This window comes from Frankia sp. EI5c (assembly GCF_001636565.1).
GTDB lineage: Bacteria > Actinomycetota > Actinomycetes > Frankiales > Frankiaceae > Parafrankia.
Window position 1 is genome coordinate 1 of record NZ_LRTK01000044.1, and the last position, 16,640, is coordinate 16,640.

4 protein-coding genes and 18 pseudogenes are annotated in these 16,640 nt (G+C 72.0%); 19 read left to right on the forward strand and 3 right to left on the reverse strand.

Features of this window, described 5'->3' with window-relative positions:
• Positions 1 to 282: 282 nt before the first annotated feature.
• The 7 genes and pseudogenes from UG55_RS46310 to UG55_RS18790 all read left to right on the forward strand — a co-directional run.
• Positions 283 to 521 (forward strand): hypothetical protein (locus UG55_RS46310; protein ID WP_313954625.1); only part of this gene is annotated, 239 nt, incomplete at its 3' end.
• A 20-nt stretch (positions 522 to 541) separates the two neighbouring features.
• A partial coding sequence (locus UG55_RS39060) for a protein kinase domain-containing protein (protein WP_242424757.1) occupies positions 542 to 835 on the forward strand: 294 nt, incomplete at its 3' end.
• Position 836: 1 nt separating this feature from the next.
• A pseudogene (locus tag UG55_RS39065) lies at positions 837 to 1,910 on the forward strand (protein kinase); the annotation flags it as partial.
• Between the two features lie 473 nt (positions 1,911 to 2,383).
• Positions 2,384 to 2,621: pseudogene (locus tag UG55_RS46315) on the forward strand (serine/threonine protein kinase); the annotation flags it as partial.
• Between the two features lie 253 nt (positions 2,622 to 2,874).
• Positions 2,875 to 3,243: pseudogene (locus UG55_RS39075) on the forward strand (twin-arginine translocation pathway signal protein); the annotation flags it as partial.
• A 40-nt stretch (positions 3,244 to 3,283) separates the two neighbouring features.
• Positions 3,284 to 3,458, forward strand: a pseudogene (locus UG55_RS39085) (twin-arginine translocation pathway signal protein); the annotation flags it as partial.
• 1 nt (position 3,459) lies between these two features.
• Positions 3,460 to 4,614: pseudogene (locus UG55_RS18790) on the forward strand (FAD-binding oxidoreductase); the annotation flags it as partial.
• A 684-nt stretch (positions 4,615 to 5,298) separates the two neighbouring features.
• Here UG55_RS18790 and UG55_RS18795 read toward each other — a convergent pair.
• The 3 genes and pseudogenes from UG55_RS18795 to UG55_RS18805 all read right to left on the reverse strand — a co-directional run.
• Positions 5,299 to 6,242 (reverse strand): annotated as a pseudogene (locus UG55_RS18795) (NlpC/P60 family protein); the annotation flags it as partial.
• 66 nt (positions 6,243 to 6,308) lie between these two features.
• A complete protein-coding gene (locus UG55_RS18800) occupies positions 6,309 to 6,782 on the reverse strand; it encodes a hypothetical protein (protein WP_242424758.1) in 474 nt (157 codons plus the stop codon).
• A 227-nt stretch (positions 6,783 to 7,009) separates the two neighbouring features.
• Positions 7,010 to 7,165, reverse strand: a complete 156-nt coding sequence (locus UG55_RS18805; protein WP_242424759.1) for a helix-turn-helix domain-containing protein — start codon at positions 7,163 to 7,165, stop codon at positions 7,010 to 7,012.
• Between the two features lie 3,687 nt (positions 7,166 to 10,852).
• On the opposite strand from UG55_RS18805, the pseudogene UG55_RS39090 reads away from it, so the two are divergent.
• From UG55_RS39090 to UG55_RS39125, 12 pseudogenes are all read left to right on the forward strand, one after another.
• A pseudogene (locus UG55_RS39090) lies at positions 10,853 to 11,066 on the forward strand (hypothetical protein); the annotation flags it as partial.
• A 1-nt stretch (position 11,067) separates the two neighbouring features.
• Positions 11,068 to 11,212 (forward strand): annotated as a pseudogene (locus UG55_RS39095) (hypothetical protein); the annotation flags it as partial.
• A gap of 923 nt (positions 11,213 to 12,135) precedes the next feature.
• A pseudogene (locus UG55_RS39100) lies at positions 12,136 to 12,474 on the forward strand (hypothetical protein); the annotation flags it as partial.
• 1 nt (position 12,475) lies between these two features.
• Positions 12,476 to 12,672, forward strand: a pseudogene (locus UG55_RS39105) (hypothetical protein); the annotation flags it as partial.
• Position 12,673: 1 nt separating this feature from the next.
• Positions 12,674 to 12,965: pseudogene (locus tag UG55_RS39110) on the forward strand (hypothetical protein); the annotation flags it as partial.
• A 575-nt stretch (positions 12,966 to 13,540) separates the two neighbouring features.
• A pseudogene (locus UG55_RS46320) lies at positions 13,541 to 13,705 on the forward strand (PrgI family protein); the annotation flags it as partial.
• Between the two features lies 1 nt (position 13,706).
• A pseudogene (locus tag UG55_RS46325) lies at positions 13,707 to 13,793 on the forward strand (hypothetical protein); the annotation flags it as partial.
• A gap of 1 nt (position 13,794) precedes the next feature.
• A pseudogene (locus UG55_RS46330) lies at positions 13,795 to 14,210 on the forward strand (SCO6880 family protein); the annotation flags it as partial.
• A 1-nt stretch (position 14,211) separates the two neighbouring features.
• A pseudogene (locus UG55_RS39120) lies at positions 14,212 to 14,557 on the forward strand (SCO6880 family protein); the annotation flags it as partial.
• 1 nt (position 14,558) lies between these two features.
• A pseudogene (locus UG55_RS46335) lies at positions 14,559 to 15,043 on the forward strand (SCO6880 family protein); the annotation flags it as partial.
• Positions 15,040 to 16,128: pseudogene (locus UG55_RS18830) on the forward strand (conjugal transfer protein TraC); the annotation flags it as partial. The pseudogenes UG55_RS46335 and UG55_RS18830, both read left to right, overlap by 4 nt.
• 1 nt (position 16,129) lies before the next feature.
• Positions 16,130 to 16,340: pseudogene (locus UG55_RS39125) on the forward strand (conjugal transfer protein TraC); the annotation flags it as partial.
• Between the last annotated feature and the right edge of the window lie 300 nt (positions 16,341 to 16,640).

Genomic DNA, 16,640 nt, shown 5'->3' on the forward strand with positions numbered 1-16,640 from the left:
GACGGGATCATCACCACCATCGCCGGCACCGGCACCGCCGGCTACTCCGGCGACGGCGGCCCCGCCACCGCCGCCACGCTGAGCGGCCCGAACGACGTCGAGCTGGCCGCGGACGGCACGCTCTACCTCGCCAACCTCGGCAGCAGCACCATCCAGAAGATCACGCCGGACGGGATCATCCACACCGTCGCCGGCAACGGCCAGCAGGGCTACGCCGGTGACAACGGCCCCGCCACCAGGGCGCAGCTCAACAAGCCGTCGGTGACCCTCGGCCCCGAAGGCGTGATCTACATCGCCGAATACGGCAACAACCGGATCCGCAAGGTCGACGCGGACGGCACGATCACCACCATCGCCGGCACCGGCACCGCCGGCTACTCCGGCGACGGCGGCCCGGCCACCGCGGCCGAGCTCAACGAGCCCAGCGCGGTCGCCCTCAGCTCCGACGGCGCCCTCTACATCGCGGACTCGGGCAACAGCCGGGTACGGCGCATCGACACCGCCGGCACCATCTCCACGGTNGCCGAATAGGACCGAGACCGTGACCTACATCGACACCGGACGGATCTCCGCCGCGCTGACCGGCTACGAGCTCGGGGCCGAGCTCGGGCGGGGTGGCTTCGGCGCGGTCCTGGCCGGGCGCCACCGGCTGATCGACCGCGACGTCGCCGTCAAGGTGCTGCTGGAACCGGCGGAAGGTGACGGCGACCTGCGGAGCCGGTTCCTCTCCGAGGCCCGGGTCCTCGCCGGTCTGGACCACCCGCATGTCGTGCGCATCTACGACTACGTCGAGCACGACGGGCTGTGTCTGCTCGTGATGGAGCAGCTCACCGGCNGGAGCCTGAAGAACCGCGCGGCGGGCATGCGTGACCCGCGCGCGGGCTGCGCGGTCGGGCTGGCGGCGGCCGCCGCGCTGGCGGCCGCCCATGACCGCGGTGTGCTGCACCGGGACATCAAGCCCGACAACCTGCTGTTCACCGGGGACGGAATTCCCAAGATCACCGACTTCGGCATCGCCAAGATCCTGGAGACCACCGCGGCGACCACGACCGGCCTGGTCGGCACTCCCCGGTACATGGCGCCCGAGCAGATCACCGGTGCCCGGCTGGGGCCCGGCACCGACCTGTACTCCCTCGGTGTCGTCCTCTACGAGCTGCTCTCGGGGCGGACACCATTCCCGACGGGGCTGACCGTCCCGGCGCTGCTGCACCATCACCTGTCGGTGGCGCCGCAACCGCTCGCCGAGGTGCCGCCACCGCTCGCCGCGATCATCCTCGCCGCGCTGGCCAAGGAGCCGGAGTGGCGGCCGCGCACCGCGCACGACTTCGCCCTCGCGCTCGCCGCCGCGGCGACCGCGGCGTTCGGCCCCGGCTGGCTCGCCGCCAGCGGAGTCCCGGTGCGCCTGGACGACGACATCCTCACCGCCGCCGGCCACACCTCGGGGACCACCCCCACCCCCGCCGAACTGGCCGGGCAGCTCGGCGCCGGCGCGTCCGGCGCCTGGCCGCCCGCCCCGCCCGGCACCCGGCCTGGACTGGCGACGACCAGGGTCGACCCCACCGGCCCGCGGCGGCGGCGCGGTCACCGCCCGCCGGCCGGCCCGGAGGATCGGCCCCGGCGCAGGACGGTTCTCCTCGCGTCGCTGACCGCCGCGGCCGTGCTCGCCGTGGCGCTCGGCCTGGGGATCTGGTTCGCCACCGGCGACTCGGACCCCGAGCGACCGGCCTACGCCGGAACGCCGGTCGAGGTGGCGGGCCTGTACAGCCTCCAGGACGTCGACATCGGCCAGGACGGCTCCCTCTATGTCGTCGACGGCGGCCGGTCCTCCGCGGCCCAGGGTCAGGTCCTGCGGCTGCGCACCGACGGGACGCTCGCCAGGATCGGTGGGGTCGGCCCGCCGGCTCCCACCCNGTCTCCGTCGTCCACCGGTGACGGGGTCAGCCTCACCTCGTCGGAGACACCCTCGCCCTCGGGGGAGCCCACCCGCTCGCCTTCGCCGTCTCCGACCCCCGTGCTCGGCGACGGCGGGCCGGCCGGGCAGGCGAACCTGATCAACCCGGTCGCGCTCGCGGTGGGCCCGCGCGGCGACGTGTACGTCGCCGACAACGGTGACGCGCGGGTGCGCCGGATCGACGACGACCGGATCACGACCGTCGCCGGTGCCGGGCCGAGCAAGGGCTTCAGCGGCACCGAGGGCAAGGCAACCGGCGCCGCGCTGACGTACCCGCGGGCGGTGGCCGTCTCCGACTCGGGAGATCTCTACATCGCCGAGGGTTATCGCATCCGAAAGGTGACACCCGACGGGCACATCTCGGTGGTTGCCGGGAGCGCCAGCACCTCCGGCCAGGACGGCGACGGCGGGCCGGCGGAGAAGGCGACGTTCGTGAAGCCGGCGGGGATCGCCGTCGCCGACGACGGGACCCTCTACATCGCCGACACCAGCGCGCACACGGTCCGGCGGATCATGCCGGACGGGAAGATCACCCTGTTCGCCGGCACGCCGGGCCAGTCCGGGTACGAGGGCGACGGCGGCCTCGCCGTCAACGCCCAGCTCTACTATCCGCAGGATCTCGCGCTCGGCCCGAACGGCGAGCTGTACATCGCCGACACCAGCAACGACGNGATTCGGAAGGTCACACCGGACGGTAAGATCACCACGTTCGCGGGCACGAGCGACTACTCCGCGAACAACGAGGACGGCGCCCAGGCGACCCAGACCCGGCTTTCCTCGCCCNCCGGGCTGGCCGTCGACGTGTCCGGTTCCGTGTACGTGAGCGAGGGCGACGAGGGTGCCCTCCTGCGCATCGGCCCGGACGGAATCGTGACGACCGTTCTACGGACGGCGGACGATTAGCACTAGCACCGGGGAGCGGCATGTTCGATCGGCGCGGGGCCCTCGGCCGGCCAGGGGGGCTTGACCGGCGGGCGGCGCTGCGGCTGGCCGGAGCGGGTCTGGCCGCGGTCGGTATCGGTGGCGTTCTCGGCGGTGTCGCGGGTTGCGGTGGCGGCGACCGTGAGGAAGCCGGTGGGGGCGAGCCGACCGAACGTGACTGGCAGCGGTTCTCCGAGCGGTTTTCCGGCCGCCTCGTGCGGCCAGACTCTGACGAATACGTCACCGCTGGCCAGCTTTTCGACCCCGCCTTCGACCAGATCCGGCCGATGGGGGTCGCGTACTGCGCGTCCGCCTCGGACGTCGCCTCGAGTGTGGCCTTCGCGCGATCCGCGGGGATTCCGCTCGCGGCCNGCTCCGGCGGCCACAGCTACGGCGGCTATTCGACCACCNCCGGCCTGGTCATCGACCTGTCGACGATGAACGAGGTGCGCCCCGGCAGCAGATCCCGGCTGGATGGCCCGACCGGCGGTGCCTCGGTCGGGTCGGGGATCGCCACCGTCGGCGCCGGGGCCGCTCTCGTCGATGTCTACGACCAGCTCACGCAGGCGGGTGCCGCGCTCCCGGCNGGCTCCTGCCCGACCGTCGGGATCGCGGGGCTCACCCTCGGCGGCGGCATCGGGGTGCTCGGCCGGCGTCACGGCCTGACCTGTGACCAGCTGCTGGCCGCGGAGGTCGTCCTGGCCTCCGGTGAGATCGTCCGGGTGGACGCGCAGCGCGACGCCGACCTCTTCTGGGCGCTGCGCGGCGGCGGCGGCGGCAACTTCGGGATCGTCACCTCCTTCACCTTCGCCACCCACCAGGCGGTTCCCGTGACGGTGTTCACCTACCGGTGGCCCTGGGACTCCGCGGCGGACGTGGTTGCCGCCTGGCAGGCGTGGAACCTCGGAACAGGTTCGGCCGACGAACTGTGGTCCACCTGTGTCCTCACGACCACATCGGGCACCGGTGGCTCCCTCCTGCCCGCAATCAAGATCAGCGGTGTGATCAGTGACGTCGTCGCCGGCCCCGGTAGCGGCGGGACAGCCGGTGGGGACAGCGGTGCCGGCTCGCAGACGGCTCTCGGCGGCGCGGCCGGCGCGGCTCTGCCCCACTCCGCGCGGGACATGCTGGCCGCACTGGTCGACGCCGTCGGCAGCGCGCCGTCCTCCACCTTCGCCGCCCGGCGCGGACCACTGGAAGCCATGCTGATCGAAGCCGGCTGCGCGGGACGGACCGTGGCCCAGTGTCACCTCGCCGGGCGCCATCCCGACGGCACCCTGCGGCGAGCCGCCCAGCTCGCGGCCTCGAACTTCCTCACGGTGCCGCTCACGACCGCCGGCATCGAGGCACTGCTGGGCGCGGTCGAGGCCCGCCAGCGGCAGGAAGGGCTGCGTTCCGGCGGCGCGATCCTCGACTCCTGGGGCGGCGCGATCGGCCGGGTCGGCCCGGGGGAGACGGCGTTCGTGCACCGCGACGCGCTGGCCAGCGTGCAGTACATCGCCGGTTACGACGTGCGGGACGACGCCGATCAGCGAGCCCGCAACGCCGAGTGGCTGCGGTCGACCGCCGCGGCGATGGCGCCGCACGTCTCACCGTCGGCCTACCAGAACTACATCGACCCGCGGCTGGAGAGCTGGGCGACGGCCTACTACGGTGCCAACCTGCCGCGCCTGCGTTCGGTGAAGCGCGCCTACGACCCGGACAACGTGTTCACCTTCGCGCAGAGCATTCGCCCCGCCTGACCCAGGCCGAAGGTTACCCGCAGTAATCGACCTGCCNGGTGGTGTTGCCGCCCNNGGCAGGGAGTCGAGCTCACCTGCCCGGAACGGTGTGGATCAGTACACCGGCTCGCCCGGCCGTCCGCTACTGGCCGTTCCTGATCCAGACACTGTCCGTTCCATGTCCACCGCCAGGTGGCGATGTGCGAACGGCGACAGGGACTTCCGTTCCCGGCCGGTACGGNTCACGGTGAGCCCGCCCCTGCCCCAGCGGCCGGCGCCGTCCGCAACACGACAGCCCGGCTGGCCGGCCCCGGACAAGCTCACCGAAGACCACCGAAGGCCGCCGGCGGACCCCACCGTGGCACGGCGGTTCCCCTTGCGACCACTACTCAAAGTCAGTACACCTGTGCTGTCGGCAACCACCGACCGTCACCACCGGCACCGGTGTCCTCCGGGCACCGGACCGCCGCCTGCACTTCGGGAGGTCCATATGAAGCAGTTGATCTGGCCTTGGGGAGTGACCATCTTCATCATCTTCTTCATGGTCACCGCACCNGGGGATGCCGCCGACGTGGTCCACAGTGCCTTCGGTGCGCTGGGCACAGTCGCCGACGGTCTCAGCAACTTCGTTTCCGACGTGGCTGTCTGACCCTTCCAGCCAGCACCGTCTGACACCTCCGTTCAGAGGCTGCGGGCCAACGGGCNGGTCACCGCCACCACCGTCGTCCAGTCCGACAGCTCCGAGAGAACGACCCCCCAGCGGGCACCCTTCGCCGCGATCACCTGACCGTTCCCGACATACATCCCGACGTGCCCCGGAGCCAGCGCCGTGCCGTCGGTGCCGGGGACGAACAGGAGATCCCCCGGTTGGGGCTCGACGCCCGCGACCCGGGGGCCGAACGCCAGCTGATCAGTCGTCACCCGAGGGAGGGAGACCCCTATCGTCCGGTAGGCCGCCTGCACCAGCGACGAGCAGTCCCAGGCGCCCGGCCCCGTGGCACCCCAGACGTAGGGCTTGCCGATCTGGGACCACATGAACTCCAGCACCGGCCCGAGAGTCTCGAGCGAGACCTCCGCACCGGTGTCGAGGGCGTCGCCGTAGACCTGCGCCTGGGCGAGGATCGTACGCACGTAGTTGCGGGTCTCCGGGTAGGGAGGAACCCCGGCGTAGGCGAGCACGGCGCCCGGGCCCGCGTTGTAGGCGGCGAGCATCTTCTCCTGCGCGGAGCCGGGCACGGCGGCCACCGCGGCCGCCACCGCGCAGTCGTAGCGGGCGGCCGCCGGAATCGCGTCGGCCGGGTTCCAGACATCACCGGTGCCGTGCGAGGCCCAGGTGCCGGGCATGAACTGGGCGATGCCCATCGCTCCGACCGGTGACTGCGCCCGCGGGTTGAACCCGGACTCCTGCCGCAGCTGGGCGGCGAGGATCGCGGGCGTCACCTCGGCGCACCCGGCGGCGTTGGCCGCGTCCGTGATCATCTGCACGTACTCGGTGGGGATTCCCTCGGAGTTGACGATCGCGCGCCGGCCAAGATCCTGATCGCCCAGGAACGGGGCGGCGATCAGCAGGATCAGCACGGAGATCAGCAGGAAGACCCCACCGATGGTCACGAAGCCGCCGAGGCCCAGCCAGACCAGCCAGCGCCCCGNCCGGCCCGACCCGCGCGCCGTACCGGCCATGCCCGCCACCGCCTCCGCCTGCCGTCGCGTCCGTACTACCGGCCCGGCGCGTCGCCGGCGGCGTTGTTGAGGTCGGCGCCGGCGATCCGCCAGGTGCCGTCCGTGCCGACCAGCATGGTGACCGCGGGAGTGGAGACGGTGACCTGGGCCGGGCCATCGCCCGCGACCGTCTCCCGCCGCACGTTGAGCAGCAGCGCCACCTGCCCGGATGTGCTGGTGTCGACGCCTCCGACGGGTGTGACCGCGAGCACCGACACTGTTGATCTCGTGCCGGCGGCGCGGAGCTCGTCCCAGGCGCGGCCGGCCTGAGGGTCACCGGCTCCCCCGTCGGTGCCAGCCGCGCCGCCGACCGTGCCCGTGAGCTTCGCCGCGAAGTCCGGGGTAAGGCAGTCGCGCGCCCGCTCCGCACCGGCTGCCGGACCGGTGTCGACCCGGGCGTCGAACGACTGCCATTTCGCGAAGCAGTCACGCGCAACCGCCGCCGGATCCGTGGGATCGACCGTGCTCACCGGCTCGGCGGTCGCGGTCGCGAGCGGAGGACCGGGCGCCTGACTGGCCCCGGGCGGCGGGCCACTCACCGACGGTGCCGGCGGTGCGGCGGGCCCGTCATCGAGCGCCGCGCAGCCCGCTGCCGTAACGGGAAGGAGGGAGATCAATGTCACGCAGACCGCGATGGGGTGGAACCGAGTGCGACTGGTGTGCTGCTGCCGTGTGGCCCCCGCGCTCCCGCGTGGTCTCACTCGTGGCCGTCCAGCCAGTCGCGAACCCGGCCACGCCGGACTCGCCACTGATGACCCACCTTGCGCGCGGGGATCGCGCGCTCCGACAGGAGCTTGAGGACGGTGCTCTCGGACAGCCGCAACCAGGCCACCAGCTCGTCGACGGTCAACACGTCGTCATCATCCGGACGGCTCGCGACCCGGGGTGTTCTCGCAGGTGAGGAGCCTGTCGCCAGCGGCGGGGCCGGCGGCTCAGAGAGCCGCGCCACCGGCCGGGCGGGCATTCGCGGCGGGCGCGACGAGGCCTTCGGAAAGCCGTCCTGCACCACCCGGGGCCCCTTTCTCGGCCAGCGACCGCCGGCCGTTACCCACCGGCGAGGGAGGCTAACACCGCAATGCCTGCCCTGGCGAGCCCCAACCAACGCTTGTCATACTTGAAAGGCTCGTGTTACATCGATTCGACCGTAGCCAAGAGCAAGTAACAGTAAGTAACCTTAACTGGCACCAATTGGCCACCACCGACCCTTAGCCTGAACCCTGAACCCAGCAATCAGCCCAGACCTGCCAGGAGGGCGACGGCGCGTGAGCGATGTGCCACAGGCACCGTACGGCGAGGAAGGGGACGCGCGGCCCGTTTCGCTGATTGGCGCCCGAATTCCCTCGTCCACGCCGTCCGCGGCCGAGCTCCCGGCTCGCGACGGCGAGGGCGCGGACCGTCCTGACGCGCGGGCGGCCCGCCGCAGGCACCGCAGGCGCGGTGGCGCGGACGAGACCTCCACCACCGACACTGGTGGCGGGACGTGGCAGGACCAGGCGTTCCATCTGGAGGATGCCGCACCCGACGACGCGCAGCCCGCAGGCCGCTCCGGCATTTCGGGCCCAGGCCGGACCGGCATGTTCCGCGACGGCGGCCAGGAGTCGCGCGAGCAGGCCCAGCGGCGCGGTCGTCGCCTCCCGCGCACTCCGCCGTCCGCGGGCCGTGACGGCCTGCCATCCGCTCCCGGCGAGCCCGGCTGGGGCGGTCGGGCCGCGCCCCGAGCGCCGCGCCCCGAGCCCCCCGTCGCCGGGGAGCCGCCGCGCCGGGTCGAGGTCGCCAGGGTCCCGGCCCCGGTGCCACCGGGCCGGTTCGCGGCCAATCCGTCGCTTCCCCGAGTGGCCGCGGTCCAGGAGCCGGGCCGCTCGGAAGGCGGCCCGGCGGAGGAGCCCCCGCCGCGCCGCCCCGCCCTCCGCCGGGCGGCCACGCCCCGAGCCGTTCCACCGCCGGCGCCGATGGGCCGCAAGGACCCCAGCTTCCCGCCGGCGACCTCGGGCTCGCTGGCCAGTCCGAGCACGTCGGCACCGAGTACCTCCGGCGCGAGCCCGTCAGGCGCCGGCCCGGCCCCGGCAACCGGCGGCCGTGGTGGAAGCGGCAGAACCACCGGTCTCGGGCGCGCCGGCAGCGGTACCTCCGTCACCGGGACCTCCCGCTCCGGCACCTCCCGCACCGGCACCTCCCGCACCGGTGCATCGGGCGACCGGGGCGACCTCGGTGCGACCTCGCGCGACCAGCGCCCCGCTCCGCCGGAGTCCCCCGCACGTCGAGGCGGCCACCAGGGGGGCACCAGCGCGCCGCCCCCGGGGCGGCGGCCCACCGGCGGCGGTCCGCGCCGGCCTGGTCGCCCGTCCGCGCACGCGCCCAGAACCGCCGTGCCGGGACCGCAGCCCGGCCTCCCCTCGTCCGACGGCGAACCCGGCGGGCCCGTTGAGCGGTCAGGGCCGGGCGGGCTGCCAGGACCCCCCGGGCTGTCAGGGCCGGTGGGGCCGTCCGATCCGGTGGGGCCGTCCGATCCGGCGGGTCAGAGTATCCCGCCCGAGGTGCCCGCCGGCGTGGATGCGAACCCGTGGGTGCCGGCGCCGGTCTCCTTCGCGGGCGACCTGTACGCGCCCCCCCTGGACACCCCGGCCCAGGTGGACACCCCGCCCCAGAGCGGGACCCCCCACCCGGACCAGGGCGGCGTCGATCCGTCCTACAGCCACCCGGGCCAGGCGCGAGCGACCGGCGAGCCGGAGCCGGCCTGGCCCGCCGAGACCGGGGCAGCCTTCGGCCAGCCCGCCGCCGATCCCTGGGCGGAGCCGGGCCACGGCTCCCTCACCGAGGCGATGCCGGCGCCGGGCGACGCGCTGGGAGCGGGCGCCGCGGCGCCCGCTCCAGCCTGGGCTGACACCAACCACCCGTGGTATCACCCCGCCGAGCCTGCCGGCGCCGCCGGTCCGGACGTCGAGGACGGGCACCGGCCGCCCGCGCCCGGGGCCGCCGAGCGTCATGACCGCGTCGACGGGTTCGGCGACGTCGGCGCGGGCAACCGCGTCGACCCGCCGACCGCCGGCGATGCCTGGGACGACGGTGACGCCTGGGACGCCGCGGATACCGACGACTGGGACGACGAGGAAGCCTGGGACGACGCCGAGGCGCCGGGCGGCCACGGAGATCTGACGGGCCTGGCACCGGGCGAGCCGTCGGATTCCTCGTCCTCGACCGCCCTGGTGCCCGCGCGGCGGCGCCGGCTGCCGAGCGTGGAGCCCGGGCAGACCGCGGTGTCGGAACGGGATCCCGCCCGAATGCGGCGGCCTGGCCGGGAGTCGTGGGCCGACCCNGACGACCTCGAGCCCTGGGACGAGATCCCGCTGCGGGTAACCCTCTCCGACCGGGCCGCCGCCATCCTGCCGGGATCGTGGCGGATCGCGGTCACCTCGCTCTTCCCCTACTCGGGTACCACCACCCTGGCCGGTGTCGTCGGCCTGACCCTGGCCGGCGTGCGCGCCGAGCCGGTGCTCGCCGTCGATCTGCATCCCGGGACGGACACTCCCGGTTTCGTGCCGCCCACCTCCGCCGACAGCGTCGAGATCGACGAGTCGCGAGGAGACAACCTCGTCAGCCGGGTGGGCAGCAGGGGCGTGACGACGGTCGCGGACATCGCCCGCCAGCGCCGGTCCAGCACGGAGGTCTCCCCCGAGGACGTCCGTGCTCTCATCGGTGCGCGCCGTTCCGGCAGCGTCTTCGACCTCGACGTGCTGCCCGTGGACCGCCCCGCCACCAGCGACGAGGGCACGGCCGCGCTGGTACCCGTCACGGAGCCGGTCACCGCGACCATGCTGCGCACCGTGCTCGGCGGGCTGGCCCACGCCTACCCGTTGATCCTCATGGACGCGCCCGCGGCCGCCCCGCTCACGCCCACCGCCATCCGCTGCGCCGACGCGGTGGTCCTCGTGACTCTCGCGACCGCCTCCGACCTGGAAACGACCCTCGCCGATCTGCGAAACCCGCAGGGCGCTCTCGCGGGCGTCGGCGNGGTCGGGCGGGAGCGCCCCGGTCATGGCCAGGAAGCACTCCACCCTGATCACGGCGGCCGGGGAGGACGGACCGGACCGGCTGTGATCGCGGCCGTGGTCTCGCCGCGTCGCGGGCGGCCCTCACCTCGCACCAGGAACGCCACGGCGCGCCTCGCCNGCTACGTCGACGGCATCGTACGGATCCCCTACGACCCCCGCCTCGACCCGAGCCGCGGCACGCCCGTCCGCATCCCCCGGCTGCGGTGGGCCACCCGCCGGTCGTACCTGCGGGTGGCCGCCGAAACCGTGGAAGCCCTCACCACGCTGGCCGACGCCGAGGTCGAGGCATCCACCGCGGGGGGCCACGCCCTCCCCGGACCACCCCTGGAACTAGCAGCACCCAACGTCTCGACGCTGCCACACACCGCCGATGCTGATCACACTGACGACCCAGGCGTATCATTTGGCGACCTGCGGCCCGGAGGTACACNCGCGCGGGTGTCGGAGCCGGATCGTCCGGGCGGTCCACCGCCCGCCGGAAGGGAACCACGATGATCGTTGATGCTGCGACTGCCTCGGCAGTGGCCATTCTGGCTGTGGATATCAAGCCAGACAACTCGAAGGCCCCTGGCATCAACGCCTTGGAAGACCTGGTCAACGGGCTGGCGGCTTACGCGGTGCTCGCGGCCGTGGCCTCCGTGCTCCTGGGCGGAATCGCCTGGGCGCTCGGTGAACGGATGGGGCTGGACCGCGCCTCCTCCGTCGNCAAAAGCGGTGTGCTCGCCGGCTTCGGGCTTGCCTTCCTGGTGGGAGCCGCGGCCGCCTTCGTCAACTTCTTCCTGGCTACCGGCGAGACTGCCAACAGCAACGACCCGAACAGCATGCGCCCGCCGGCAGTGGTACAGACCTTCNCCCAGGCNCCCGCCGAAGACGCCGTCGATGACCCCGACGTGGTCCATGAGCTGCCGTCCTCAGGCTTCTAAGCGGTTCCGGAGGTATCTGGCCTCCGACATTGCGATGATGGCCCTGCCGGCAACGGAGGGGAGTGGGCGTTGGTAAGCCTGGCAGAGTGGCCATTCGGACGTCTGATCATCGTCATCGTCGCGACAGTCGCGGTGACCTCTGTCGGGGCGGGTGCAACCGGTTTCCTCATTGGCCGGCATTCAACGGACAACGGCCCGAAGGCTCCGACCGACNCCGATCCCACCCCCGAGCCGGCCGCGGCGGAACCCACTGAGCCGTCGACGGTAGTGGTCCCACCGTCCACTGAGGCGCTCGCGCCCGCCGACGGTGGCGGCGAGGTCGCAGCTCCCACGAGGGTCAACGAGTTCGGCGTCCCCGTCGGCTACCCCCACACCAAAGCCGGCGCAATAAGCGCCTGCGGAAATTACTTTACCGCATACAACACGCCAGAAAATCGCGCCGAGGAGAAGATTCGCGAATTCTTCGGTTCGATATCCGCCTCCGAATCGGTAGAGAATCTTGCCAGTGGAATCTTGAAGGTCGATCGAGAAAATGCCGCGATACTCGGCGTACCTTCCATTCAAGATCCCCAAGTGAACTTCGATGCTCGGCCAATTGGTTATCAAATTAAATCCAGCTCTGACTCCGACGCGACAATGNTCATCTGGGGCGCAATATCCCTGGGCGTCTACGACTCGGTAGATCCCGTTGCGCAGGCACAAGTTCGATGGGGTTCCGAGACTTGCCAGGTGCATTGGCAGGACAACGACTGGAAGCTAATCAACGCTGACGATGGGCCGGACGGTCCACTACTTCATAGCCGTTCCGCCGGAGAGTTNAGAAGTTTCGTGATGGCTGGAGGTCCTCAAGCATGACGGGCGGCATGGCGGCCTCCGCACCAGACCAGAGCATCGTTGTGGCCTGGACTCCGTTGACACCCCTAAAAGATCTTGCTGGGGGTGCGGCGGATGACTTTTTGGACTCGGTTGGCGAGGCCTTCTGCAACATGGCGGCGGACCTTTCGTCGTCCGTCTTCAGCTTCGCGGCGCAGAAGACCGCTGTGGATCTCAATGCCCAGTATGTCGTCCACAACTACAACATCGTTTTCGGTGTTTCGGTACTGATCGTGACCGGGCTGTTCCTGTGCTCCTGCACCGTAGCCGCACTTCGGGGCGATCCGCACGTGTTCGTGCGGGCCCTGGCGTCGACGNGGACGGCGATCATCGGATCGTTCATCGCCCTCACGCTGCTCCAGATGTGCCTCGCCGCCTCGGATGGCATGGCCGAAGCCTTCGGTGACGACAAGCCGCTGGGCGCGGATCTCGTGGCCCAACTCCGAAATCTACCCGAACAGGGAAATTTCGCTCTCGATCTCGTGTTGTCGCTCCTGGTGGCGATCTTCTCGTTCNCGCTCTTCGTCGTGTTGTACATCCGAAAAGTCGCGATCATCGTTGTGGCGGTGTTCATCCCCCTGTATCTGGCGGGCCAGCCCACGATGGCGACGAGCGCCTGGATTAAGCGGGCGGCGGAGATGCTCGTCGCGCTGATATTCGCGAAGCCCGTCATCTACGCGATTTTCGCCCTCGGGGCGGGCATCGCCCAGGACACGGGAGGATCCACGGTTGACCAGACGCTGAGCATTCTCAGTGGTGTCGTGGTGATGATCGCGGCTGTCTTCTCACCGTTCATGCTCATGCACCTNCTCGGCTTCGCCGATGTCCAGCTCATGCGCACGGTCGGCTCCGCCGGCCGCCGCAGCGCCGCATCGTTCGGGCACGGAGCGGGCGCGCTGCTCGGCTCCACCTCGCGGGAGACGTTCCGTGGAATCGGTTCGCGTCTCCAGACCAGGAACCGGGGAATGCTCGGCGACACCGGCATTGGCGCCGCGGCTGCCGCGGCCGTCCCGGCCGCGCGTCCGGGTGTTCGCCCGGGGCGCGGGGGCAGCGCGCCGATCGGCGCCCCGGTGCGCGCGGGGGCTGCCGGGACCGTGCGGGCACGGCCCGGCCGCGCCGGCCAGGGTGCGGCTCCGGCGGTGACCGGCGGCCGGAGCACCCAGGTCTCCGCCGGCTCCACCGCCGGGTCGCGGTCCGTGCCGACCCGGGCGGTCGCTGTCGGCGCGGGCAGGTCCGGCACCGGTGGCGGCCGCGGCACCGCGGCCGCGCCGCGCACGCCCGGCAACCAGACCTCGGGCAGCACGGGAGCCAGGCCCCCCGTGACCCCGCCGCCAGCGCCGCGGGTAGCCCCGCCGGCCCGTACCGGAGGCGGGTGAACAGATCATGGCGGCCGAACGCAGCTATCGCTTCGGGCCCCTGGAACGGGGCGGAGTTCTCCTCGGCATGCGCTGGCCCCAGCTCGCGCTGCTGATCGGCGTGATGCTGTCGGTGCTGGGCGCGCTGCGTTCGCCGTTGATACTCGTACCTCTGTGGGTGCTGCTGGCCGCGNGGTTCGCCTTCGTCGCGTTCGTCCGGGTGGAGGATCGTAACCTCGACCAGTGGGTGCCGATCGTGTTCGGCTTCACGATGCAGAAGGNGACGGGCGAGACGGTGTTCCGCGGAGGCTACTTCCGGCTCGGTCCGGGCGAGGACCGGATTACCAGGACGGTCCTGCCCGGGCCGCTGGCGAGCCTGGTGATCCTGTCGTTCCCGGTGGGCGGCGGCCGGTACGTGGCCGTGGTCAAGGACGTGAAGAAGCAGACCTACACGGCCGTCCTCCAGGTCAAGGGCAGCCAGTTCGCGCTGCTGGAGTCCGGTGACCAGCAGGCCCGGGTCGATGCCTGGGGCGAGCTGCTGGCCGGGCTCACCGGCGGCGGCGGAAAGCTGTCGCGCATCCAGTGGCTGGAGCGGACACTGCCGGACTCCGGCGACCAGCTCCAGCGCCACTGGCGGGTGCGGGGGCACCACGACGATTCATGGGCCGCGCAGGCGTACGAGCAGGTCATCGACGCGGNCGGTCCGGTGGCGCAGCGGCATGAGACCTACCTGTCCTTCCAGCTTCGGGCGAAGGACGCGCGCCGCGCGATCCAACGGGCCGGCGGCGGTGACGAGGCGGCCTGCGCGGTGCTGCTCAGCGAGCTGCGGACGATGGAGGCCGCGCTCGCGCGCGCGTCGATCAACACGGTCGGCTGGCTGCCGCCCCGGGCGCTCGCCGCGGTCATCCGCACCACCTACGACCCGTACTCGATCGAGATGATCGACGCCCGGGGTGGCGCGAGCACCGACCTGGCCGGTGGGCTCAAGGGTCTCCCGTCCGGCATCAACCCGGCCATCGCCGGCCCCATCCGGACGGTCAACGCCNGGGATCACTACCGCACCGACTCGGGCTTCCACACCACGTACTGGATCAACGGCTGGCCGCGCGTCCCGTCCCCGGCGGCGTTCCTCGCGCCGCTGCTGATGGAGACCACCTGCCGGCGGACCGTCTCGCTCGTGGTGGAGCCGCTCCCCGGCCGCAAGGCGGAGAAGGCGGTGAACCGCCGTCGCATGGCGCATCTCGGCGAGCAGCAGATGCGCGACAAGGTCGGCAAGGTGACGACCCAGCGGGACGTCGCCGAGGCCGACGAGGTCGAACGGCGTGAGCAGGAGCTGATCGCCGGTTTCGGCGCGTTCCGCTTCCACGGCTTCGTGACCGTCTCCGCGGACGACCTGGAATCGCTCGCGGATGCCTGCGGCGAGGCCGAGACCCTGGCCTCCCGCAGCCGCCTGGAGATGGTGCGCCTCGTCGGCGAACAGGACCAGGGCTTCAGCGCGGGCGCGCTGCCGCTGGCCGTGGGGGTGGCGTGACTCCGCGGTCGCCACGACACAGCCCCGGCCACCGGCGGGAGGCCGTCGGGCCGCCCCCCGGTGCCTTCGACGACGGCACGTACGACGACAACGCATACGACGGTCAACACGGGCACGACACCGGATACGGCTACGACGGCTACGACAGCGATCCCGGCAACCAGGCGAGCGGCTATGTCGATCTGGGCGGCAACCCGCGTAGCCGCCGTCGGCAGGCGAAGGCACAGGCAGCCCACAACCGGCGGTCGCGGCGAGCGGAGCGGGCGGCGGCGAACGCCGAGCGGGCAGCCATGCGCCGGGCTCAGTCGTCCCTGCGCCGCGGCGCCCAGCCACCGCGGCTGATCGGTCCGTTCGCGGGCCGGACCTTCCACAAACTGCGCCTTCCGGCCCACATGGAGACCACGGCACAGATCGCCGGGATCTACCCCTTCGTCGTCGACGCCGGCCTCGACGCCCCCGGCATGTACATCGGGCGGCACGTGTGGTCGGGCAACTCCTTCGACTTCGACGTCTTCGAGCTGTACCGGCAGCAGGTGATCGAGAACCCGAACTTCGCGGTGTTCGGTGCCGTCGGCTCGCGCAAGTCCGCGCTGCTGAAAACACTGATCTCCCGCGGCTCCGCCTTCGGCTACCAGGCGGCCGTCCCCTGTGACCCGAAGGGCGAGTACACCCGGCTGGCCCGCCGGCTCGGGTGCGAGCCGACCTACATCGGGCCAGGGCTGTCGACCAGGCTCAACCCGCTGGACGCCCCGCCACGCCCGCGGGGGATCGCGGACGCCGACTGGGCCCGCGAGGTGAAGCGGGCCCGTTCCGCCCTGCTGTCGTCGCTGATCGAGACGGCCAAGGGCGTGCCGCTGACGCCGGCCGAGCACACCGCCGTCGATCTGGCGCTCGATGTCGTCACCCGGCAGATCACCGGCGCCGCGCCCGACCGCTGGGCGACCCCGCTGCTCCCGCACGTCCTGGAGGCGATGACCGACCCCACCGAGGAGGACTGCGCGGCACTGCCGATGACCGCCACCGAGCTGCGCGACGCCTCCCGTGACGCGACACTGACGCTGCGCCGCCTTACCCACGGTGCTCTGNGTGGCCTCTTCGACGGCCCGACGACCTCGCCGCTGGACTTCGACCAGCCGATCGCGGTGCTGAACCTGGAGCGCGTCCAGGGCAGCGACGAGATGATCGCGCTGATCATGACCTGCGCGCAGGCCTGGATGGAAGCCGCGCTGATGCGCCAGGACGGCGTCCAGCGTTACGTCGTCTACGACGAGTGCTGGCGGCTGATGCGGTTCGCGGGNCTCGTCCNCCGGCTGTCCGCCCAGCAGAAGCTGGCGCGGCAGTGGGGCTGCGCGAACGCGATCGTGGCGCACCGGATCTCCGACCTGCTCTCCGCGTCCCCCGACTCGGTGGAGATCTCCANGGGCCTGCTGGCCGAGACCGCGATCCGCATCCTGTACAAGCAGGCGTCCGACCAGATCGCCGACACCAAGGAAGCTCTGGGCCTCACGGACGTGGCCGCCGACCTGCTCCCCCGGCTGGACCCCGGCTACGCGCTCTGGCTGATCCAGAACCGGTCGTTCTACGTCGAGCACGTCGT